23 protein-coding genes are annotated in these 21,719 nt (G+C 61.9%); 14 read left to right on the top strand and 9 right to left on the bottom strand.

All coding sequences use genetic code 11. The annotated features are described in order from the left end of the window. Window positions 1-79: 79 nt before the first annotated feature. Window positions 80-250 (top strand): hypothetical protein, encoded by a 171-nt coding sequence (locus ACYZTK_RS12100; protein WP_314531463.1) that lies wholly within the window; start codon window positions 80-82, stop codon window positions 248-250. Between the two features lie 8 nt (window positions 251-258). On the opposite strand, the gene ACYZTK_RS12105 is transcribed toward ACYZTK_RS12100, so the two are convergent. Both ACYZTK_RS12105 and ACYZTK_RS12110 read right to left on the bottom strand, forming a co-directional pair. Then, window positions 259-1,455, bottom strand: coding sequence for a multidrug effflux MFS transporter (locus ACYZTK_RS12105; protein ID WP_462014641.1), 1,197 nt, complete (start codon window positions 1,453-1,455; stop codon window positions 259-261). 91 nt (window positions 1,456-1,546) lie between these two features. Further along, on the bottom strand, window positions 1,547-1,744 hold the full coding sequence (locus ACYZTK_RS12110) for a heavy-metal-associated domain-containing protein (protein ID WP_462014642.1): 198 nt from the start codon (window positions 1,742-1,744) through the stop codon (window positions 1,547-1,549). 149 nt (window positions 1,745-1,893) lie between these two features. On the opposite strand from ACYZTK_RS12110, the gene ACYZTK_RS12115 reads away from it, so the two are divergent. The 3 genes from ACYZTK_RS12115 (at window position 1,894) to cueR (ending at window position 5,813) form a co-directional block, all read left to right on the top strand. After that, window positions 1,894-2,277: a hypothetical protein gene (locus ACYZTK_RS12115; RefSeq protein ID WP_462014643.1), complete on the top strand. Its 384-nt coding sequence runs from the start codon at window positions 1,894-1,896 to the stop codon at window positions 2,275-2,277. Window positions 2,278-3,009: 732 nt separating this feature from the next. Then, window positions 3,010-5,403, top strand: coding sequence for a heavy metal translocating P-type ATPase (locus ACYZTK_RS12120; RefSeq protein ID WP_462014644.1), 2,394 nt, complete (start codon window positions 3,010-3,012; stop codon window positions 5,401-5,403). Next, entirely contained in the window at window positions 5,400-5,813 is a 414-nt protein-coding gene (gene cueR, locus ACYZTK_RS12125; protein ID WP_462014645.1) for a Cu(I)-responsive transcriptional regulator, read from the top strand. The genes ACYZTK_RS12120 and cueR overlap by 4 nt, the downstream gene beginning before the upstream one ends. A gap of 228 nt (window positions 5,814-6,041) precedes the next feature. On the opposite strand, the gene ACYZTK_RS12130 is transcribed toward cueR, so the two are convergent. The 3 genes from ACYZTK_RS12130 to ACYZTK_RS12140 form a co-directional block, all read right to left on the bottom strand. Continuing rightward, on the bottom strand, window positions 6,042-6,935 hold the full coding sequence (locus ACYZTK_RS12130) for a PA4780 family RIO1-like protein kinase (protein WP_462014646.1): 894 nt from the start codon (window positions 6,933-6,935) through the stop codon (window positions 6,042-6,044). Between the two features lie 187 nt (window positions 6,936-7,122). Beyond that, window positions 7,123-8,400, bottom strand: a complete 1,278-nt coding sequence (locus ACYZTK_RS12135; RefSeq protein WP_462014647.1) for an acetyl-CoA C-acetyltransferase — start codon at window positions 8,398-8,400, stop codon at window positions 7,123-7,125. After that, the gene (locus tag ACYZTK_RS12140; protein ID WP_462014648.1) at window positions 8,397-8,642 is read right to left on the bottom strand and encodes a hypothetical protein; all 246 of its coding nucleotides are present in this window, start codon (window positions 8,640-8,642) and stop codon (window positions 8,397-8,399) included. The genes ACYZTK_RS12135 and ACYZTK_RS12140 overlap by 4 nt, the downstream gene beginning before the upstream one ends. A 38-nt stretch (window positions 8,643-8,680) precedes the next feature. On the opposite strand from ACYZTK_RS12140, the gene ACYZTK_RS12145 reads away from it, so the two are divergent. Beyond that, window positions 8,681-10,033 carry a 3-oxoacyl-ACP reductase gene (locus ACYZTK_RS12145; protein WP_462014649.1) on the top strand — a complete coding sequence of 451 codons (1,353 nt, stop codon included), beginning with the start codon at window positions 8,681-8,683 and terminating at the stop codon, window positions 10,031-10,033. A 2-nt stretch (window positions 10,034-10,035) separates the two neighbouring features. After that, complete coding sequence (locus ACYZTK_RS12150; protein WP_462014899.1) at window positions 10,036-10,890, top strand: MaoC family dehydratase; 855 nt, start codon at window positions 10,036-10,038, stop codon at window positions 10,888-10,890. 349 nt (window positions 10,891-11,239) lie between these two features. On the opposite strand, the gene ACYZTK_RS12155 is transcribed toward ACYZTK_RS12150, so the two are convergent. Beyond that, complete coding sequence (locus ACYZTK_RS12155) at window positions 11,240-11,653, bottom strand: response regulator (protein WP_462014650.1); 414 nt, start codon at window positions 11,651-11,653, stop codon at window positions 11,240-11,242. A 70-nt stretch (window positions 11,654-11,723) separates the two neighbouring features. Further along, a complete protein-coding gene (locus tag ACYZTK_RS12160) occupies window positions 11,724-11,927 on the bottom strand; it encodes a Flp family type IVb pilin (protein WP_462014651.1) in 204 nt (67 codons plus the stop codon). Window positions 11,928-12,257: 330 nt separating this feature from the next. Here ACYZTK_RS12160 and cpaB point away from each other — a divergent pair, with 330 nt between their 5' ends. From cpaB to ACYZTK_RS12200, 8 genes are read left to right on the top strand one after another with little or no spacing between them, the layout of a single operon-like run. Next, window positions 12,258-13,202: a Flp pilus assembly protein CpaB gene (cpaB, locus tag ACYZTK_RS12165; RefSeq protein WP_462014652.1), complete on the top strand. Its 945-nt coding sequence runs from the start codon at window positions 12,258-12,260 to the stop codon at window positions 13,200-13,202. Window positions 13,203-13,237: 35 nt separating this feature from the next. Then, on the top strand, window positions 13,238-14,437 hold the full coding sequence (locus ACYZTK_RS12170) for a type II and III secretion system protein family protein (RefSeq protein ID WP_462014900.1): 1,200 nt from the start codon (window positions 13,238-13,240) through the stop codon (window positions 14,435-14,437). Further along, a complete protein-coding gene (locus ACYZTK_RS12175) occupies window positions 14,434-15,624 on the top strand; it encodes an AAA family ATPase (RefSeq protein ID WP_462014653.1) in 1,191 nt (396 codons plus the stop codon). Before ACYZTK_RS12170 ends, ACYZTK_RS12175 begins: the two co-directional genes overlap by 4 nt. Beyond that, complete coding sequence (locus tag ACYZTK_RS12180) at window positions 15,621-16,895, top strand: CpaF family protein (protein WP_462014654.1); 1,275 nt, start codon at window positions 15,621-15,623, stop codon at window positions 16,893-16,895. The genes ACYZTK_RS12175 and ACYZTK_RS12180 overlap by 4 nt, the downstream gene beginning before the upstream one ends. A 17-nt stretch (window positions 16,896-16,912) precedes the next feature. Continuing rightward, a complete protein-coding gene (locus ACYZTK_RS12185) occupies window positions 16,913-17,797 on the top strand; it encodes a type II secretion system F family protein (protein ID WP_462014655.1) in 885 nt (294 codons plus the stop codon). Window position 17,798: 1 nt separating this feature from the next. After that, on the top strand, window positions 17,799-18,689 hold the full coding sequence (locus ACYZTK_RS12190) for a type II secretion system F family protein (protein ID WP_462014656.1): 891 nt from the start codon (window positions 17,799-17,801) through the stop codon (window positions 18,687-18,689). A 24-nt stretch (window positions 18,690-18,713) separates the two neighbouring features. Further along, the gene (locus tag ACYZTK_RS12195) at window positions 18,714-19,424 is read left to right on the top strand and encodes a tetratricopeptide repeat protein (protein WP_462014657.1); all 711 of its coding nucleotides are present in this window, start codon (window positions 18,714-18,716) and stop codon (window positions 19,422-19,424) included. An 11-nt stretch (window positions 19,425-19,435) separates the two neighbouring features. After that, a complete protein-coding gene (locus tag ACYZTK_RS12200; RefSeq protein ID WP_462014658.1) occupies window positions 19,436-19,696 on the top strand; it encodes a DUF3613 domain-containing protein in 261 nt (86 codons plus the stop codon). Between the two features lie 640 nt (window positions 19,697-20,336). Here the strand turns inward: ACYZTK_RS12200 and ACYZTK_RS12205 are convergent. Together ACYZTK_RS12205 and ACYZTK_RS12210 are read right to left on the bottom strand one after the other, a co-directional pair. Next, window positions 20,337-21,128, bottom strand: coding sequence for a response regulator (locus ACYZTK_RS12205; protein WP_462014659.1), 792 nt, complete (start codon window positions 21,126-21,128; stop codon window positions 20,337-20,339). A 113-nt stretch (window positions 21,129-21,241) separates the two neighbouring features. Continuing rightward, window positions 21,242-21,712, bottom strand: a complete 471-nt coding sequence (locus tag ACYZTK_RS12210) for a prepilin peptidase (protein ID WP_462014660.1) — start codon at window positions 21,710-21,712, stop codon at window positions 21,242-21,244. Window positions 21,713-21,719 lie beyond the last annotated feature (7 nt).

A 21,719-nucleotide genomic window follows, 5' to 3' on the forward strand; every position in this document is an offset into this window, starting at 1 on the left:
GTTGTCACAATTGCGCCCTCAATCGGGTCTACAATCGAGGCCTCTGCAAGGTAAATCTTTTACTTATAGGAGGTCAGCAATGAAGATCCTGATAAAAGAAGTGGCCCGTTCCCAGTGGCAAGTCCGCCTGGACCAGCACGCCGTGACATTCCGCAGCGAAGCCGAAGCGCGCGCCTTTACTCGAACCCTCGAAGCGCGCCTGCACGCCCCCCATCAGTTCCCCGACCAACAGCAGCGCGCTGCTGGCTGAGTCCCTCTTCAGACCTGGGCTTGCAGCAGCGCCCGGGCATTTTGTAAACGTCGGGTGAGCAGCGCAACGCTCACCACCAGAATGGCGCACAAGCTGATGACCATGGCCATCGGCATGGCCGTGCCGTCATACAAAATCCCCACCAGCGAGGCGGCCCCAGCCGCGATGCTGAATTGAATGCAGCCGAGCAACGCCGAGGCACTGCCCGCGCGGGTGCCCTGGCCGTTCATCGCGCAAGCCGATGCGTTGGGCAGAATGCACCCCAGGCTGGCGATGCAAATGAACAGAGGGATCAACAATGGCCACAGTTTTTCGGTCTGCAGCGCGCTGACGGCGAGCAGCGCCAGGCCTGCCGCCAGGTAGACCCATACCGCGCGTACCAGCAGGAACGCCGGCCCACGTTTGGCCAGCAGCCGGGCGTTGACCTGCGCGACCAGGATGAAGCCCGCCGCATTGGTCCCGAACAACCAGCCAAAATGCTCGGCCGGCACGCCGTAGAGTTTGATGAAGACAAAAGGCGAGCCGGCGATGTAGGCAAACATCCCGGCGATGGCGATACCGCCAGTCAGGGCGTGGCCGAGGAAGACCCGGTCCGCCAGCAGCCGGCCGTACTGCCGCAACGAACCGGACAGCGGTTGGCGCGGCATATGCGCGGGCATGCTTTCCGGCAATCCCCGCGCGACGGCCACCGCCGCCAGCGCACTGAAACCCGTGAGCACCAGGAAGATCGACTGCCAGCCCGTGGTGTTGACCAGCAAGCCACCCAGCATCGGCGCAAGAATCGGCGCCAGCCCCATCACCAGCATCAGCTGGGAAAAGACCTTGGCCGAGCCCACCGCATCGCATTTGTCGCTGACGATTGCCCGCGAAATCACCATCCCAGCGCACCCGCCCAGCGCCTGGACGAAGCGCGCGCCAATCAGCCATTCGAGGGTTGGCGCAAAGGCGCAGGCCAGAGAGGCAACGGTGAACAGCACCACGCCGCTGAGCAATGGTATCCGCCGTCCGAAACGATCGGCAATCGGACCGTAGATCAATTGACCGATCGACAGCCCGAGGAAATAAGCCGCCAATGTCACTTGAACATGTTGTTCATCGGTGCCGAAGGCCAGGGCCATCGCAGGGAAGGCGGGCAGATAAAAATCGATCGCCAGAGGCGCAAACGCGCTCAAGGCGCCAAGAATCAGAATGATACGGAAGTTCATCAGGCATCCAGTGAGACTGAGGTCAGCAGCACCCCAGTCTAGCGTCGGATGGACGCCTTGAACATTACGTTAGGTCGCTAACTAATAAAACCTACGCCAACTTGGCTTCATAGCCCTCTTCGGTAATCGCCGCTATCACCTGCTCGACCGTCAGTGCGCTCTCGACGCCAACTTCTTTTGCCGCGAGGTCGATGCGGATGCTGGCCGCCGGATCCTTGGCCTGGAGCGCCTGGGTAATGGACTTGACGCAGTGACCGCAGGACATGCCTTGAACTTTGAATACTTGCATGGGATGACTCCGGTTGATTAGGTTGGAGCCAGTCTCGAGCTTGCCACCGTGGCAAGGTCAAGTTCTGAATTGAACGGCCGGGCTGGCAATCGCCGCCGAGCTCGGCCAAGCTGCGTGCATCAATGACTTCGACCTCAGGAGATTCAGCCATGCGCTGGTCAGCTCTCAGCCTGTTCGGCTTTCTCGGCCTCTTCGCTACCCTGCCTTCGGTCAACGCCGCCGGGGAGGATTACGGGGTGCTGATCATTTCCCGCGAGCGCCTGGAAGTGTCGACCAACTGCGAAATCGGCGTGTACCTGCAGGACCAGCTGTCCGCGCGCCTGTTCCAGGAACAAAGCACCTCATTCAACCTGCCACCGGGCGACGTCTCCCTGCGCCTGAAACTGCTGCCGGGCCAGGCCCCGGGGTGCAATCCGGGGATGCTGGCGCCGGGTTCGCAGACTATCAAGCTGAAGGCCGGGGATGTGCTGAAGTTCCGGATTGCGATGACGCAGGAAGGGATGTATCTCAAGCCTGCGGCGTTGGGTTATTGAGTCGCACAGAACCTGTCGAAGCCGTGTGCAACATTTCCCTGTAGGAGTGAGCCCGCTCGCGATAGATTTGAGGGCGCCGCGTTTATCCAGAAAGTAGGCGTTATCGTTGACGACCATCGCGAGCAAGCTTGCTCCTACAGTTGGCTGCGGTTTTCCAGGGAGTGCGCGTTATCGTTAGCGTCCATCGCGAGCAGGCTCACTCCTACAGGGGAAGCGTCAGCTCGGAGGGTGTGCCCGATCACACCACCGCAGCGTGCCGGCTTGATGCCTTGGTCGGCCCGAAGGCCGCCACGGTCCGGTTTTTGATCGCGGACGCCCCGTAAACCACGCTGGCCGAACGCAGGCATTGCGTAGCGGGTAAACCGGCAAGGATGCCGGTTTAGCTGCGTTGGGCCATGGATGGCCCGTCGCAGCGGCCCGCAGAGCAATGCCTGCGTTCGGGCACACCGAGCCTAGGCGAGGTGCCGAGTGGTGGGGCAGAAAGCGTTTGGTTACTTTGCGCTTTCAAAGTGACCCGCCGTAAGGGCGGAACCAATAGAAGCCGTTACCGCAACAATGGATATGTACACCTGAAGCCCCCATCGCGAGCAAGCTTTGCTCCCACAGATCAAATCAAACAAATCAAACAGATTAGGTCAGGTCAGGTCAGGTCAGGTCAGGATGATATTGGCGCTTGACCTTGCCAGCATGGCAAGGTTGATCCTGTAGGCATCCACTACAGGGAGCGTGACCATGAGTGAAACCACAACGTTCGACCTGCCGATTACCGGCATGACCTGCGCCAGCTGCGCCGGGCGGGTTGAGCGGGCCTTGAGCAAAGTCCGCGGCGCCAGCGCCGTCAGCGTCAACCTGGCCACCGAACAGGCCCGGGTGCAGGCACCCGGCGACAGCCTGCCGGCCTTGATGCAGGCCGTGCAACAAGCCGGCTACAGCGTGCCACAGCAAAACCTTGAACTGAGCATCGACGGCATGACCTGCGCCTCCTGCGTCGGCCGGGTCGAACGCGCGCTGGCCAAAGTACCAGGCGTGAAGAGCGTCAGCGTCAACCTGGCCAACGAGCGTGCGCACCTCGAATTGCTCGGCCAGGTCGACCCGCAGATCCTCATTGAGGCTGTCAGCAAGGCGGGCTACTCGGCCAGCGTCTGGGAAGTCGAACACTCCTCCACCGATAATCAACAGCAACGCCTGCACCGCGAACGCTGGATCGTGATCATGGCGATGGCCCTCGCCCTGCCGCTGGTGTTGCCGATGCTCCTGCAGCCATTCGGCGTGCACTGGATGCTCCCGGCCTGGGCGCAATTCGCCCTGGCGACCCCGGTGCAGTTCATCTTCGGTGCACGCTTTTACGTGGCAGCCTGGAAGGCCGTCCGCGCCGGCGCCGGCAACATGGACCTGCTGGTCGCCCTGGGCACCAGCGCCGGTTACGGCCTGAGTATCTATGAATGGGCCACCGCTGCCGGGCGCATGCCGCACCTGTATTTCGAGGCGTCGGCGGTGGTGATCGCCCTGGTGCTGCTGGGTAAATATTTGGAAAGCCGCGCCAAGCGCCAGACCGCCAGCGCCATCCGCGCCCTTGAAGCCTTGCGCCCGGAACGGGCGATACAGGTGATTGATGGCCGCGAGCAAGACGTCGCCATCAGTGCCCTGCGCCTCGGTGACCTGGTAATGGTCAAGCCCGGTGAACGTTTCCCGGTAGATGGCGAAGTGGTCGAAGGCCAGAGCCATGCCGACGAAGCGCTGATCAGTGGCGAAAGCCTGCCGGTGCCAAAGCAACCCGGCGACAAGGTCACCGGTGGCGCGATTAATGGCGAGGGTCGCCTGTTGGTAAGCACCCAGGCACTGGGTGCAGAAACCGTACTGGCGCGCATCATCCGCCTGGTGGAAGACGCCCAGGCGGCAAAGGCCCCCATCCAGAAACTGGTGGATAAAGTCAGCCAGGTCTTCGTCCCTACGGTTCTGCTGATCGCCCTGGCCACCCTGGTGGGCTGGTGGCTGTATGGCGCGCCAATCGAAACGGCACTGATCAATGCGGTTGCGGTGCTGGTGATCGCCTGCCCTTGTGCCCTTGGCTTGGCCACTCCCACGGCGATCATGGCCGGTACCGGGGTCGCGGCGCGCCACGGTATTCTGATCAAGGATGCCGAAGCGCTGGAACGCGCCCATGAAGTCAGCGCGGTGGTGTTCGACAAGACCGGCACGCTGACCTCGGGTGCTCCGCGAATCGCTCACCTCAGCGCGATCGAGGGCGACGAAAATGTCTTGCTGCAAAATGCCGGCGCCCTGCAACGGGGCAGCGAGCATCCGCTGGCCAAGGCCGTCCTGGATGCGTGCAAGGATCGCGGGCTGGACGTCGCCGATGTCAGCGACAGCCAGTCGCTGACCGGACGCGGCATCGCCGGCACGCTGCAAGGGCGCCGCCTGGCGCTGGGCAATCGGCGTCTGCTGGAAGAAACCGGCCTGAGCGCCGGCCCTCTGGCGGCCTCGGCCAGCGCATGGGAAACCGAGGGACGCACGCTGTCGTGGCTGATCGAACAAAGCCCCGAGCCGCGGGTGCTGGGTCTGTTCGCCTTCGGCGACACCCTCAAGCCCGGTGCACTGCAGGCCGTGCAGCAGCTCGGCGCACGCAATATCAGCAGCCACCTGTTGACCGGTGACAACCGTGGTAGCGCCAAAGTAGTTGCCGAGGCGCTGGGTATCACCGACGTTCACGCCGAAGTGCTGCCGGCCGACAAAGCGGCCACCGTTGCCGAACTGAAGAAAACCGGCGTCGTCGCCATGGTCGGCGACGGCATCAATGACGCCCCCGCCCTGGCCGCTGCCGACATCGGCATTGCCATGGGCGGAGGCACCGACGTGGCGATGCACGCGGCCGGGATCACCCTGATGCGCGGCGATCCACGCCTGGTGCCTGCGGCGCTGGAAATCAGCCGCAAGACCTACGCGAAGATCCGGCAGAACCTGTTCTGGGCCTTCGTCTATAACCTGATCGGCATTCCCCTGGCCGCCTTCGGTTTCCTCAACCCGGTACTGGCCGGCGCGGCCATGGCATTGTCGAGCGTCAGCGTGGTCAGCAATGCGCTACTGTTGAAAACCTGGAAACCCAAGGACCTGGAGGACAACCAATGAACATCGGCCAAGCGGCCCGCCACAGCGGCCTGAGCGCCAAGATGCTTCGTTACTACGAGTCCATTGGCCTGCTCAAACCTGCCCATCGCACCGACAGCGGATATCGCGTGTATGGCGACGATGACCTGCACACGCTGGCGTTCATCAAGCGTTCCCGGGACCTGGGGTTTTCCCTGGAAGAGGTCGGCAAGCTGCTGACCCTCTGGCAGGACCGGCAACGCGCCAGCGCCGACGTGAAGGCCCTGGCCCGACAGCATATCGAGGAGCTGAACCAGAAAATCCGCGAGCTCGGCCAGTTGCGCGACACGCTGCAGGACCTGGTTGAACATTGTCAGGGCGACCACCGCCCCGACTGCCCGATTCTCAAGAATCTTGAGTCGGGGTGTTGCGTCGAACCTGCCCGTTCCTGATTGCCCTTGATGAGTGGAGATCGCCTGGTCTGACGCCATCGCGGGCAAGCCTTGCTCCCACAGAGGACGGTGCCTCGCCACTGCAGGAGCAAGCTTTGCATCCATGCCTGTGGGAGCAAGGCTGCCCGCGATATCTGTGGGAGCAAGGCTTGCCCGCAATGCAGACGACCCGGTTTCAAACCAATACCCCCACAAAAAACCCGGCCGAAGCCGGGTTTTTTTATCCGATCACTGCATCCAAGGCGGAGGCGGTTCTTCGGTCTTGTTCGGTGGCGCGTCATCTGCCGCGCGCACCGCCTGCTTGCGCTCTTCATCCAGGCGTGCGGCCTCGATCTCGCGGATGACTCCGCCAACGTCAGCCAACTCTTCCGGCTCGTCGAACTCGCCCGTCAGGATGCTGGCCGGGTGCAGGGTGCCGGCTTCGTACAAGGCCCACATCTCCTTGGCGTACTTGGTCTTCTTCAACTCCGGGGCAAAACGCCCGAAGTACGAGGCCATGTTGCCGACGTCCCGCTCCAGCATGCTGAACGCGTGGTTGTTACCCGCCGCGTCCACTGCCTGGGGCAAGTCGATGATCACCGGGCCGGTCGGGGTCAACAGTACGTTGAACTCGGACAGGTCACCGTGCACCAGGCCGGTACACAACATCAGCACGATCTGCGAAATCAGGAACGCGTGATATTCGCGCGCCTGGTCCGGCTCCAGCACCACGTCGTTCAAACGCGGCGCGGCATCACCGTACTCATCGGCCACCAGTTCCATCAGCAGCACGCCTTCGAGGAAGTCGTACGGCTTGGGCACCCGCACGCCAGCGCCGGCCAGACGAAACAGAGCCGCCACTTCGGCGTTCTGCCAGGCGTCCTCGGTTTCTTTCTTGCCGAACTTCGAGCCCTTGGCCATGGCCCGGGCCTGACGGCTGTTGCGCACCTTGCGGCCTTCCTGATACTCGGCCGCCTGACGGAAACTGCGTTTATTCGCCTCCTTGTAGACCTTCGCGCAACGTAACTCGTTGCCGCAGCGCACCACATAAACAGCTGCTTCTTTACCACTCATGAGTGGGCGCAGCACCTCGTCGACCAGACCGTCCTCGATCAGGGGTTCAATGCGTTTTGGAGTCTTCATCAGCTTTTATTGTGGGTCCTTTATTACCAAACACGCGAAAGTCATTCGTTATACGGCAATCCACTCGCCGGTGGGAGGGGTTGCCGACCTATGAACGCTGCAAATCGCTAAAAGATGCACACAATGTGCCGATCTTGCGCAGTCAATTTGGCCGGATTCAAAGGATTTTTCAACGGGGCTGGGACCCTCAACGCTCGATAATCGCCGTAACACCTTGCCCACCCGCCGCGCAGATCGAGATCAGGCCACGCCCCTTACCCGCCGCATCCAGCAGCTTCGCCAGGTTGGCGACGATGCGTGCGCCAGTCGCGGCGAACGGATGCCCTGCCGCCAGGGAGCTGCCCTTGACGTTGAGCCGGCTGCGGTCGATGGCGCCCAACGGAGCGTCGAGGCCCAAGCGGGTCTTGCAGTACTCCGGGTCTTCCCAGGCTTTTAACGTGCAGAGCACCTGGGCGGCGAACGCTTCGTGAATTTCGTAGTAATCAAAATCCTGCAGCGTCAGGCCGTTGCGCGCCAGCAAGCGCGGCACTGCGTACACCGGCGCCATCAGCAAGCCTTCAGCACCGTTGACGAAATCCACCGCCGCCGTCTCACCGTCACGCCAATAGGCGAGAATCGGTAAGCCACGTTCTTTCGCCCACTCTTCACTGCCCAGCAACACCAGCGAGGCGCCATCGGTGAGCGGCGTGGAGTTGCCTGCGGTCAGGGTGCCCTTGGCGCTTTTTTCGAAGGCCGGCTTCAACGCGGCGAGTTTTTCCAGGGTCAGGTCGGGGCGCAGATTGTTGTCTCGAGTGAGGCCCAGGAATGGCGTCATCAGGTCGTTGTGCCAGCCTTCGGTGTAAGACGCGGCCAGGTTGCGATGACTCTCCAGGGCCAGCAGATCCTGTTCTTCGCGAGGAATGTTCCAGGTCTGCGCCATCAGTTCGCAGTGCTGACCCATGGATAAGCCGGTGCGTGGCTCACCGTTGCGCGGGAACTCGGGAATCAGATGCTGGGGGCGCAACTGCAGAAAGGTTTTCAGCTTGTCGGCGGTGGTCTTGCCGCGATTGGCCTGCAGGAGGATTCGGCGCAGACCTTCGCTGACACTGATCGGCGCATCCGAGGTGGTGTCGACGCCACCAGCAATCGCGCAATCGATCTGGCCCAGGGCGATCTTGTTGGCCACCAGCAACGCAGCTTCCAGTCCGGTACCGCACGCCTGCTGAATGTCATAGGCCGGCGTATGCGGGGATAGGCGCGAGCCGAGCACGCACTCGCGAGTCAGGTTCATATCCCGTGACAATTTTAGAACTGCCCCGGCCACCACTTCACCCATGCGCTGGCCGTGCAAATTGTAGCGTTCGATCAGGCCTTCGAGTGCAGCGGTGAGCATCGCCTGGTTGCTGGCTGTGGCGTAGGGCCCATTGGAGCGGGCGAAGGGGATACGGTTACCGCCTATGATCGCGACGCGGCGCAATTGAGTCATGAAAAGCTCCTTTTTAAATTCAATAATTCAAACCCGCTCCCTGTGGGAGCCAGCCTGCTGGCGATGGCTATGGCACCTTCAACATTCAGGCGACTGACACACCGCATCGCGAGCAGGCTCACTCCCACAGGGCCTTGTTCCAATTCAGGTTCTGTTGCGCCCTGAAAAAGCCCGCAACAACTAATCTGCTGTGTTCCAGCGTAGGCCTTATCTCGTGGATCGAACGACTGATCGCCATTCATGGTCCACACTTTGAACCCCAGCTTCCGGAGTGCGTTCCATGTCTGACCGCTATATCGACTTCGCCAATTCATCCATCGGCCATCGCCTGGTCGGTGCCATGGGCCTGCCGTCGCCGGTTCGCCTGGAACGATGGCAAGCGGGCAGGCTGCGCCCCGTCGAAGGTGCGCTACTGATTGGCGGCGGCCCGCTGACGGAAAAAGTCGGTGCCTTCGCCAACCGCCTGACCGACGCGATCTACGGTTACGGCACCGAGCCGTCGCTGGCCACCCCGTGGATTCCCGGGCACGGCCCCAAGCTCAAGGCTGTGGTATTCGACGCCAGTAACCTGGTGCACACCGATCAGCTCAAACAGCTGCGCGAGTTCTTCCAGCCGCTGATGAAAAATCTCGATCACAGCGCGCACCTGGTCATTCTCGGTCGTTCGCCCCAAGGCTTGAGCGACCCGTTTGCCGCCAGCGCCCAGCGCGCACTGGAAGGCTTCAGCCGCTCGCTGGCCAAGGAACTGCGCAGCGGCGGCACCCTGCAATTGATCTACGTGGGCGAAGGCGCCGAAGATCAGCTGGAAGGTCCATTGCGATTTTTCCTCTCACCGAAAAGTGCGTTCGTCTCCGGCCAGGTCATCCGCCTGACCGCCTGCGATACCCCGGTGACCGACTGGACCCGCCCCCTGGCCGGGCGCAAGGCGCTGGTCACCGGCGCGGCCCGCGGCATCGGTGCCTCGATCGCCGAGACACTCGCTCGTGACGGTGCCGAGGTGGTACTGCTGGATGTGCCACCGGCTAAATCCGACCTCGAAGCCCTCGCCGCACGTCTCGGCGGGCGCAGCATCACCCTCGACATCTGCGCCGAGGACGCCGCCGCACAATTGATCGAGCAACTGCCCGACGGCATCGACATCGTGGTGCACAACGCGGGCATTACCCGGGATAAAACCCTGGCCAACATGACGCCGGAATTCTGGGATGCCGTACTGGCGGTCAACCTCAATGCACCGCAAGTGCTGACTAAGGCCCTGCTCGACCACGGCACCCTGCGCGACGACGCCCGGGTGATTCTGCTGGCCTCCATCAGCGGCATCGCCGGCAACCGCGGGCAAACCAATTACGCCGCCAGCAAGGCCGGGTTGATCGGCCTCGCAGAAGCCTGGGCGCCGCTGCTCAAAGAACGCGGCATCAGCATCAATGCCGTGGCACCGGGGTTCATCGAAACCCAAATGACCGCACACATCCCGTTCGCCCTGCGCGAGGCCGGTCGACGCATGAGTTCCCTGGGCCAGGGCGGCTTGCCCCAGGACGTAGCCGAAGCCGTCGCCTGGCTCGCCCAGCCCGGTACTGGCGCGTTCACCGGCCAGGCGTTGCGGGTCTGTGGGCAAAGCGTCCTGGGGGCATGAAGATGACGACCGACTGGCACACACTCGACAGCGAACCGCGCCTGGCGGACCTGTACATTCGGGCCGCAACTCGACGCAAAATCACTGGCGCTACCCTCCCTGATTCCGGGTTGCGCAGTGGGGTCGATGTCGATCCCAAGCGTCTGGCGGCCTACCGCAAAGTCTGCGGATTTGCCGACACCGCGTTGCTGCCACCGACCTATCCGCACGTCCTCGCGTTTGCCTTGCAGATGCAGCTGCTGACAGCCAAGGAGTTTCCGTTTCCGCTGCTCGGGTTGATCCACCTGAGCAATAAAATTCGCGTGCTGCGACCGATGGGCGGGGTGGGCCGGGTGCGCGTCAGCGTGCAGGTGCAGAACCTGCAACCCCATGGCAAAGGTGCGACCTTCGACCTGATGACGACCCTGGATGATCAGCTGGGGCCGTTGTGGGAGGCCGAGAGCCGGATGCTCTGCCGTGGCGTCAAGCTTGAGGGTGAACCGGTGGACGAGGTATTGGCACCACTGCTGCCGATGACTCAGGTGGCGCAGTGGAAAGCTCCTGCGGACCTTGGCCGGCAGTACGCCAAGGTCTCTGGCGACTACAACCCGATCCACCTGAGTGCACTCAGCGCCAAGTTGTTCGGTTTTCCCACCGCCATTGCCCATGGTTTGTGGAACAAGGCCAGGACGCTAGCGGCACTCGCCGACCACCTGCCGACGGCGAATGTGGAGATTGCCGTGCAGTTCATGAAGCCGGTGCGATTGCCCAGTGAGGTGACGTTGCTGGCGAGTGCGGCGGGATCGAGCGGGGATTTTCAGCTGCTTGGGGCTGGGGAGCTTGAGCATATGGTGGGGCATTGGTCGCCGATTGCTTGATGAACAATCTGGACGGCCCGGCCGTCCAAATTGTATTCACGCAAACCGCGTGCTGGATCAAATCGATCCGCCCCGGTGAACCCCTGGCGGTACACCACACCTCACTGCAGGAGCCCGCTTGCTGGCGATTGCAATGGTGGATGTTAAACAGCCATCGCGAGCAGGCTCGCTCCCACAGGTGATCGGTGTAAGAGCAGTCTCACGGTAGGAGCTGCCGAAGGCTGCGATCTTTTGATCTTGATGGTCCGGCAGATCGCCAGATCAAAAGATCGCAGCCTTCGGCAGCTCCTACGGGGATCGGGTGCTCGCCGAATGGCGGTGCGTCACCGATCCGCGGAGCCGGGTGTGTTCAGTGGGAGGTTAGTTGGGCCAGGGGTTGCGGGAACAGGTTGTTCAGGGTTTCCAGCAGACGCACGTGGTAGATGGGTTTGCGGAACAGGTCGAGGACCTGCAGGCGCAGCATGTCGCTGACATCCTCCATGTCCGCATGGCCGGACGTGACGATCACTGGCAGGTGCTGACGCGAGGTGTGCTCGCGCAAGCGCTTGATCAGCGACATGCCGCTTTCCTCCGGCATGCGCAGATCCGTGATCACCAGGGCAATATCCGGATTGCGGGTGAGGTGGTGCAGGGCGAGTTTGACCGAGGTTGCCGTGAAGCAACAGAAGCCCTCGCCCTCCAGCAACTCGGCGAGTTCCAGCAGCGCGTCTTCTTCGTCGTCGACCAAAAGCAGCTGCTGGCGTTGGTTTGAAGATACTGTCATGTGGTGTCCCGCTACCGAAAATCTAGGTTAAACCACATTAGCCTACGATCCGTAAAACGGCCGGTTTATCTTATGCTCCTGGCTTTGTAACGGCTGCGCCGCCAATCACCGTGTTAATACCTTTGAACGTATTGAATACCCAGTCTCCAATCGGCGTAATAAACCCAACGATCATGACCGCTACCATCGCCGCGACAATCGCGTATTCGATACCCGAAGCCCCTTCAGTACTTTCAAAAAACACGCGCACTTTCACATACAGTTTAAGAAACATCTGAAACTCCTTGGGCCCGCTGGGCACCGGTATCACGGGCGGTGACATGATTGCTCCGTGCCACCAGAGCATTGTCAACAAACCCAACCCCAGCAACTGTAAGAACGGATTAATCACAAAGCATTAATCCTTTCTGAACCACCTGAAAAAACCCGACATTTCGGCCACATCTCAAACTCATGACAGATATTTTCATCCCCACTAATGGCGTTTTGCCCCACCTGCGCTACCGTCAAATAGCAAAATAGTTGGAATGTTCATAGCTGCCTGAGCACAGATTTCCCCGTCTGAATACGGGCCGAGTCTTGCAGCAGGAAAGGGAGAGCCGTCATGAACAGTCGCGTCACCATGGGCCTTGCAGGATTGCTGTTAGTCGGCGCAGTCGTTGCCGGATACGCGGGCTTGATGCTCAGCCGCGCGCCCGTTGCCGAACCTGTCGAGGCACCGAGCGCTGTTGTCGCCATCGAAAAAACCGTCGCCACTGCCGAAGACCAGACCCGCCAATCGGTGGTCGTGCTGGTGCATGACGTGGCGCCATTCACACCATTGACCGCCGCCGACCTGGCAGTGGAAAAACTGCGCAGCGCGCCGGCCGGTAGCCTTGGCAGCATCGACCAGGCGGTCGGCCGCACGCCGTGGCGCACCCTCACCGCCGGCACTTGGCTCAGTGAAGACAGCTTCGAAAGCGGGGGTGCACTGGCGCGCATGATTCGCAGTGATGAACGTGCACTGGCGGTCGCCGTCGATGAAGTGATCGGCGCCGCGGGGCAATTGGCACCCGGTGACTACGTCGATGTGTTGCTGTTTCTGCGCCAGGACGCGAGCAACCTGCAACAGTCGGCACAGATCGTCATCCCGGCCATGCGCGTGCTCGGGGTCGGCGACCAGCTCGGCCTGACCAATGACGGCAAACCCGCTACGCCGCCCCTGAATGCCGAAGAAAAAATCAAGCAGGACCAGCGCCGCGTCGCTGCCCGCACCGTGCTGCTGGCCGTGCCGGAACCATTGCTCAGCCGGCTGATGCTGGCGACCCAGGTCGGCACCTTGCGCCTGGCCGTGCGCAGCGCCGAGGAGCAGCGACTGGCCCGTTACTGGGCGGGAGAAAGCGACGCGCACGGTCTTCTCGATGCAGCCAACAGCAGCCTGTTCCAGTTCACCCAACTAGCCTTCGGCGGCGCGCCCAAGGCACCCGTCAGCAGCCCCGTGCGCACTGCCGCCGCCCGTAGTGCGGTGGAAGTCATTCGTGGTAACCAGGTTACCCAACAAACCCCCTGATCGAGCAAGGATGCAGTTTTATGTCCAGTTGTTCCATGCCGATACTGCGTGCGTTACTCCCCTGCCTGTGGCTGGCGGCGGCCGACTCCAGCCTCGCCGCCACCAGCAATTGCACGGCGCTAAGCCCGTTGCCCAGCGTGCTGGAAGTCGGTGAAGGCTTGCAACAGGAGCTGCAGTCGCCCGTAACGATCACACGCCTGGCTGTCGGCGATCCGAAGATCGCTGACGTGCGCACCACCGGCGCCAGCGGTTTCCTGCTGACCGGCATGGCCCCCGGCGCCACCAGCCTGATGGCCTGGACCGCCTGCTCGACCACGCCGCGCCAGACCATGGTGTTCGTCCAGGGCAAGGCCACTGCCGCCCTCACCGCCGTCGCGCTGCCGTCCGAAGAGGCGCTGCTGCCCTCTCAGGTGCAAACCGATATACGCTTCGTCGAAGTCAGCCGGACCAAACTCAAGGAAGCGTCGACCTCGATTTTCGGCACCCGCGGCAACTTCCTGTTCGGGTCTCCAAAGACCTTGCCGACCATCGACGGCGTAGTCCAGCCGCGGCTGCCGGTGGACAACGGTCAGTTCAATATTTCCTGGATCGGCGGCAAGACCATGGTGATGATCAATGCCCTCGAAGGCAGCGGTTTTGCCTACACCCTGGCACGTCCCAGCCTGGTGGCGCTGAGCGGGCAGAGTGCGAGCTTTCTGGCCGGTGGCGAGATCCCGATCCCGGTGCCCAGCTCCGGCAGCGACAACGTCTCGATCGAGTACAAGGAGTTCGGCATCCGCCTGACACTTACCCCGACCATCATCGGCAGCAATCGCATCGCCCTCAAGGTAGCGCCGGAAGTCAGCGAGCTGGACTACAGCAACGGCGTCAATATCGCCGGCACCGTGGTGCCGGCGCTGACCGTGCGGCGCACCGACACCAGCATCTCGCTGGCCGATGGCGAAAGTTTTGTCATCAGCGGCCTGATCAGCACCCGCAACAGTTCCCAGGTAAACAAGTTTCCCGGCCTTGGCGACATCCCGATTCTCGGCGCATTTTTCCGCGACCAGAACATCAACCGCGAAGAGCGCGAGCTGCTGATGATCGTCACCCCGCACCTGGTGCAGCCATTGGCGGCAAACGCGCAATTGCCTTCGCTACCCGGGGAAAAGTTGCGCAACTACGACCCGAATTTCTACCGCATGTACTTCCTCGAAAACGGCAACTTCGATAAACGCAGCGGATTATCGCAATGAGCCAGAGCCTGAGTCAGACCTTCCTCGCGATCACGCGCAACAACACTGACCTGGAATGGCTGCAGGGCGCCCTCGCGCCCCTGGGCCAGGTGGTCAGCGCCGGTGGCGGCAGCCTCGACGAACTGCTGGCGCTGGTGGACGTGACGTTCGCCAACCTGGTGTTCGTCGGCCTCGATCGCGAACATGTGGTAGCCCAGAGCGCGCTGATCGAGGGCGCCCTGGAAGCCAAGCCGATGCTTGCCATCGTTGCGCTCGGCGATGGCATGGACAACCAGTTGGTGCTCAACGCCATGCGTGCCGGAGCGCGGGATTTCGTTGCTTATGGTTCGCGCTCCAGCGAGGTCGCCGGCCTGGTGCGGCGCCTGAGTAAACGTCTGCCACCGGTGGCGCCCAATACGCTACTGGGTGGCCTGACCGTGCTGTACGGCGTGCAGAGCAATGCGGATGGCGCGCTGCTAGCCACCCACCTCGCGCAAGTGGTGCAAAAGAGCGGTCAGCAAACCCTGCTGCTGGACCTTGGCTTGCCTCGCGGCGACAGCCTGGCATTGCTCGGACTGGAGAGTTCGTTTCACTTCGGCGACGCCCTGCGGCACTTGCGCCGCCTGGACGCGACGCTGATCGACAGCGCTTTCAGTCGCTGCGAGGCCGGCCTGCGCATACTCGCCTACGCCACCACCGATGAGCCGCTGGAACACACCAGTGCGGCGGAGTTGTACATGCTGCTCAGCGCCCTGCGCCAGCACTTCCAGCACATTGTGGTGAACCTCACGGGGCAGCAGGATTGCGAAGCGCTACGGACTTTCGTCAGTCATTGCGACAAGCTGCTGTGGTACACCGACCAGAACGTGCTCGACTGCCGTCGCAACCTCGCGGTGCTCAATCACTGGCGCGAAAAAGGCATGAAACTCGACCACTCGCGGCTGCTGGTAGACCGCTACCTGCGCGACGTCGCGCCGGATGCAGAAACCTTGGGCAAGAGCTTCGGCATGGAGGTCATCGCCACGCTCACCTACAGCCCGCAGGTGCGCCTCAACGCTAAAAATCAGGGCGTGTCGCTGTTCGAACTGGCCCCGCGGGAAACCCTGACGCAAAGCTTGCGCACCCTTGGCGAACGCCTGGCGAAGCGCTCCGAAGGCCTGACCAAACCCAAGGCTGGCTGGTTCAACCGACTGAGGGGCGCGCAATGACCAGTGAAAAACTTTTCGGCGCGCCGACCCGTAGCGCGGCGGGCAACACTGACCACGAAGGCCTCAAGCTGGTGCTGCACCGCTACATCATCGACGCCATCGAAGAGTCCGGGAAAAACTTGCTGGAGGGTACGCGGCAGGTGCTGGCGCAGTTTGTCATCGACAAGATCGCCGAGTACATCGCCCGTCTGCACCTGGCGATTTCTCGCTATGAAATGGAGCGCCTGGCCGAAGAAATCGTCGACGAGCTGACCGGCTTCGGCCCCCTCGAAGTGCTGCTGCGCGACCCGGCGGTGACCGAGATTCTGGTCAATGGCCCGCACCGGGTATTTATCGAACGCGACGGTGTACTGCACCAGAGCGACTTGCGCTTCATCGACGCCCATCACGTTGAGCGCGTCATGCAACGCATCCTTGCACCGCTTGGACGACGGCTCGACGAGTCCTCGCCGATGGTCGATGCGCGCCTGCCCGATGGCAGCCGGGTCAACGCCATCATTCCGCCGATTGCCCTCGACGGCCCGTGCCTGTCGATTCGAAAGTTTCGCAAGGACATGCTCAAGAGCACGGACCTGATGGCGATGCAAACCATCGACCAGGCGATCTTCGATTTTATCCAGGAAGCCGTCAGCCGGCGCTGCAACATCCTGATCAGCGGCGGCACCGGGACCGGCAAGACCACCCTGCTGAATATCCTCAGCCAGCTGATCAATCCGCACGAACGCCTGGTGACCATCGAGGACGTCGCCGAACTTCAGCTCGGCCACCCGCACGTGGTGCGCCTGGAAACCCGTCCGCCGAATGCCGAAGGACACGGCGAAGTGAAGGCCAGCGACCTGATCCGCAACGCCCTGCGGATGCGCCCGGACCGAATCATTCTCGGCGAAATCCGTGGCGTGGAAGTGGTTGATGTTCTTACCGCCATGAACACCGGCCACGACGGCTCGATGAGTACCGTGCATGCCAACAACGCGCAGGACGCCCTGCTGCGCCTGGAGACCCTGGTGGGCCTGACCGGCCGCAGCATCGCCGAGCGCACCCTGCGGCAGATGATCTGCGCCGCGCTGGACGTGGTGATCCAGCTGACGCGCATGCCCGACGGGCGTCGCTGCGTCAGCGAGGTAGTGGAAGTGGTTGGCATCCGCGACGACGTGTACGTGACCAACACCCTGTTTCGGCTTGATCGACGGACCGGTTTCGGCTTTCTGCGCGAGGCGGTCAACCCCGCCGGCGACAAGCTGCGCCGCGACTCGATCACGCCCCAGCACTGACCGCGAGGCGCCCACCGATGATCGGCCCGCTGTTGCTGAGCCTGATGTGCCTGTTGCTGCTGATGCTTTCGGTGCGCCTGTTCCAGCAGGGCATGCGCAAGTCCGGCAGCGAACGAGTGCTTGATCGCCTGGCCCAGGGACAGCCGGAACTGGTGCCGGAGAAGGCCGCCTGGACCGGACTGGAACGCGCGTTTCTGCGCGCAGGACTTGGCCGGCCTACCGATCGCCTGGGCCTGTGGCTGGCCCTTTGGGCGATGTCGATGCTGGTCGGTGCCGCCGTCGCGAGTTGGGTCGGCTTGCTGCTGATGCTGGTGGTGCCCCCACTGGCGTTGCGGGTGTATGTCTCCTGGCGTTATCGGCGGCAAGTTCGCCGGATCGTCGAACAGCTGCCGCAGTTGCTGGACCACACGGTGCGCAGCCTCAAGTCCGGACGCACTCTGGCGGATGCAGTGATGGGCGCCATCGACGCCAGCGAGGATCCCCTGAAAAAAGCCATGGGTCGGGTGCAACGCAACGTGCAGCTGGGGGTGAATCTGCCAGAGGCGGTGAATGACTTTGCCGAGCTGTATGAACAGGATGAATTGCGCATGTTTGCCCTGGGCCTGAAGGTCAATCATCGGTACGGCGGCAACGCGAGCGAGTTGCTGGAGAACCTGATCAAGCTGATTCGCGAGCGCGAGCAAGGGAGCCGTCAGTTGCGCGCCCTCACCGGCGAAACCCGGATGACGGCGTGGGTCCTGGGGTCGTTGCCGCTGATACTGGTCAGCTATTTCATGTTGAGCAACCCCGGCTACATGCTCGGGATGTGGAATGACGCAGGTGGGCGGCAGATGCTGATCATCGCCGTATGCCTGCAAGTTGCGGGTTGCCTGGCGCTGTGGCGCATGTTGCGGAGCGTGTGAGATGGCCATCGCGATGATTGTGAGCTCGCTGCTGCTGCTGGGCGCAGTGTTGTTGATGTTCGCCAGCCTGTTCGAGCGCCACCGCCGCGAACGCCAGGTCAACCAGCGCCTGCAGGGTCAGATGGTGCGCGACAATCGCCTGGGCAGCTGGCTGCGCGCCGTCGGCGACAGCAAGTTGGGGCAACGCAGCGTCAGCCTCGACAACGAAACCCAGATGCTGCTCAACCGCGTGGGCTGGCGCCGCGCCCGCCAGCGTTCGATGTTTGCCGCGCTGCAGATCGGCACGCCGTTCGTGCTGATGGGCCTGGTGATTGCGCTGCAACCGCTGGTGTATTCGCAGGCAACCAACCATTGGATCGCGGCTTTTTTTGCCCTCGCCATCGGCTACTTGCTGCCCAAGCGATTGCTGGCGTATGCGGCCAAGCGCCGGCAGAAACAGATCGCCGTGGAAATATCCACGCTGATCCCGCTGCTGAGAATTCTGTTCGAATCGGGCATGGCGGTGGAGCAGTCTTTGCGCGTGTTGAGCATCGAAGCCCAACGACTGCTACCGCAGACCACTCAGGAACTGCGCCTGATTCTGGCGCGGGTCGACTCGGGGCTGGAGCTGGGCCAGGAATTGAACAAGGCCGCCAGTGTGCTGGCGATCGACGAGTTCACCGACACCTGCGTGATCCTGCAGCAACTGATCCAGCAAGGCGGCGGTGCAATGAAGTCGCTGTTGGCACTCAAGCAACTGCTCGACGACCGCCGCCTGACCAACCTGCAGGAATACATCTCGAAAATGTCGGCGAAGATGTCGGTGGTGATGATGCTGTTTCTGTTTCCAGCCCTGTTGATCGTGTTGGCCGGGCCGGGCTTCACCGCTATCGCCCGCGCGTTCTCGTCCTGATTTGCGGTTTATACGAGGTAACTGATGAAAGCACTGATCGCTGCCCTGAGCCTGCTGATGCTGAGCGGATGCGCCACCAACGGCCAGGTCCCCTGGTCTGCCCTGACTACTTCTGCCAGCTGCGCCAAACCCAGTGCTGATCAGGAGCTGGCGCTGAACCTGGCCGACGACATGGCCAGGGACGGCAAGCTGCACGCCAGCCTCGCCAACCTGGAGAGCCTGCCGGACAACCTCGCTGATGTACGCCTGCGCAAAGCCCGGGTTTACCGCCTGCTCGGACGCAGCGACGCCGAACCCTTATACCGCAGCCTGCTCGGCACTTGCCGCGCCGCTGAAGCCGAGCACGGTCTGGGCCAACTGGCAGCAGGCCGTGGCGACAACGGCCAGGCCCAGGCACATTTGCAAAGGGCCGCGCGCCTCTCGCCCACCGACGAAAAAATCCGCAACGACCTGGGCGTGGTGTACCTGAACCAGCTGCGCCTGGACGACGCACGCTTCGAGTTCCTCACGGCCATCGAGCTCAAACAGAGTGATCAGCTGGCCGCGGTGAACCTGGTGGCGTTGTTGATCTATCAGGACAACTGGCAACAGGCCGGCGAAGTCGTCAGTCGCGCGGGCCTGAGCCCGGAGCAATTCAGCGACGCCAAGGCCCGCGCCGAATCACTCAAGGCCCCCGTCACCCCACGCTCGTCCAGCAGCGGCCAGGTCGCCGTCGTCACTGACGCGCTGAAGTAGAGGAGAACGCCATGAAGCTGACAACCTTGTGCTGCCTGGGCCTGCTGAGTCTACCGGCCCTGGCCATCGACGCCGGTCCCTCTTCCCCGCAACAACAGGAAACCGAAGGCTGGCTGGTATTGCAGAGCCGCAACCAGGCAGCGTCCAGCTTTCCACAGACGGCCACCGCGGCGGAGCGGGAAAGGGCGATGACGCGGTTTTTGAAAAGCTTTGAGTACCCGATTCCGGAGTTTTACGAGCAGGATACGGGTGGGTCGCTGGAGGGGAATTAACGGGCGATTTCGCACACCGCTTGGACACCCCTGTAGGAGCTGCCGAAGGCTGCGATCTTTTGACCTTCAAGATCAACAGATCGCAGCCTTCGGCAGCTCCTACAGGGGATTTGGGTTGTACGCGGCAAACGCGTGCGCTGCAGATCACTGTGGGAGCAAGGCTTGCCCGCGATTGCGGCGTACCAGTCACCATCGATGTTGAATGCCCATCCGTCATCGCGAGCAAGCTTTGCTCCCACAGGAGGGTTCCCACAGGAGGTGCCGTGCAGAACTACGTGCCAGGTCGGCTCTCAGGCCGCCTCGGCCCGGTTGTTGATCGCGGACGCCCCGTTAACCACGCTGGCCGAACGCAGGTATTGCGTAGCGGGTAAACCGGCAAGGATGCCGGTTTAGCTGCGTTGGGCCATGGATGGCCCGTCGCAGCGACCCGCGGAGCAATGCCGGAGTGAGGGCACACCGAGCCTGAGCGAGGTGCCGAGTGGTGGGGCAGAAAGCGTTTGGTTACTTGGCGCTGTTCCAAGTGACCCGCTGTAAAAGCGGAACCAATAGAAGCCGTGACCGCAGTAACGGATATGTACACAAGGCAAGATCAAAAGATCGCAGCCTCGTTTCACTCGACAGCTCCTACAGTTTGATAGCGTCAGTGCGCCGTAACCCGCTGCCGCAGGCCCGAATTATTGGGCGACAAGGCCAGCGCCAATTGCGTGCGATTGTGCATATGGGTCAAGCGCAAAACCTGCGACACATACAACTTCACAGTGTTCTCGGTAATCCCCAACTCGCAGGCAATCTGGTAGTTGGTCTGCCCCTTGCCCACCAGCCGCGCCACATCCAGTTGGCGCGGCGAGAGTTGATTGAACGCCGATGGAATTTCCAGTCGGTCACTTTCGCCGTAGGCATCCTCGCCCGACTCCGACGCGTACCGCGATGCTGGACTGCGACGCACCTTGTCGAGGTCCTGATACAAGTCATCAATGGACTCGGAAAGGTACTGCAGCTTCTGATTCAAATGCCCCAGTTGCAGACTCTTCTGCCGCTCCTGCAGCACCGCTTCCTGACGGCGCAAACCGGCCAGCAGTTCATCCAGGTCGATAGGCTTCTGGTAGTAGTCGGCAAAGCCCGCACGCAGGGCCTTGATCACGTCCTGCTTGTCGGCCCGGCCAGTCAACATGATGGCCTCGAAAATCCGCTGCTTGCCAGACAACCGCTGCAACTCCTGCACGAGCTCAATACCATCCAGCCCGGGCATGTGCAGGTCACACAGCACCAGGCCGATATCGGAGTCGTCGGTAAAACGCTTGATCGCTTCCCGACTGGATTCACAGGGAACGCACTGATAACCACTGTTCCCGAGAAATTCGCTCAGTTCTTCGACAATCAATGGCTGATCATCGACCACAAGTACTTTTATTGCCGAGGTGAGCTTGTTCACGTACTACTCCATGCCAAAACACTGGCTATTCCTGTACCGACGGCCACGGGCCGTACAGCTACGACTGACTTGAAAGTAGACGCACTTTTTAACTCTGTACATAGGAAAGGAGACTAGCGGAGACAGGCCATGGTCAGCGCTGCACCCACCAGCACGAAGGGCGCAAATGGTTGTTTTTTTGACATTTCCGGCCCCATGTAGCGCAAACGCTCTCTAAGTGACTGACTCATATACAGCCAGAGTTTTGGCGAAATCAGTAACCATAAAATGCTCGCCAATCCAGCGCCTATGATCGTGCCGAGGACGTGCATACCGTCCGTCGCAAGCCCCAAAGCTGTCACTAATTTCACATCGCCGGCGCCCATGCGGCCCATCCAGTAACCCGGCAGCGTGAACGCCAGCGCGAGCAGAAAAGCCTGGCCACCCTGAATGGCTTCGGCGCCCAGCCAGGTGGTCCCGCTCCACAACAACCAGGCCAGCGCCAAGCCACCCGCGCCGAGGGTCAGGACATTGGCAATGTGTCGTTCTCGAGCGTCCTGCGCCGCACATACCAGCAGCCAGATGATCAGGAAAAAACTCTGCATGAGGTAA

This window comes from Pseudomonas sp. LB3P31 (assembly GCF_054897945.1).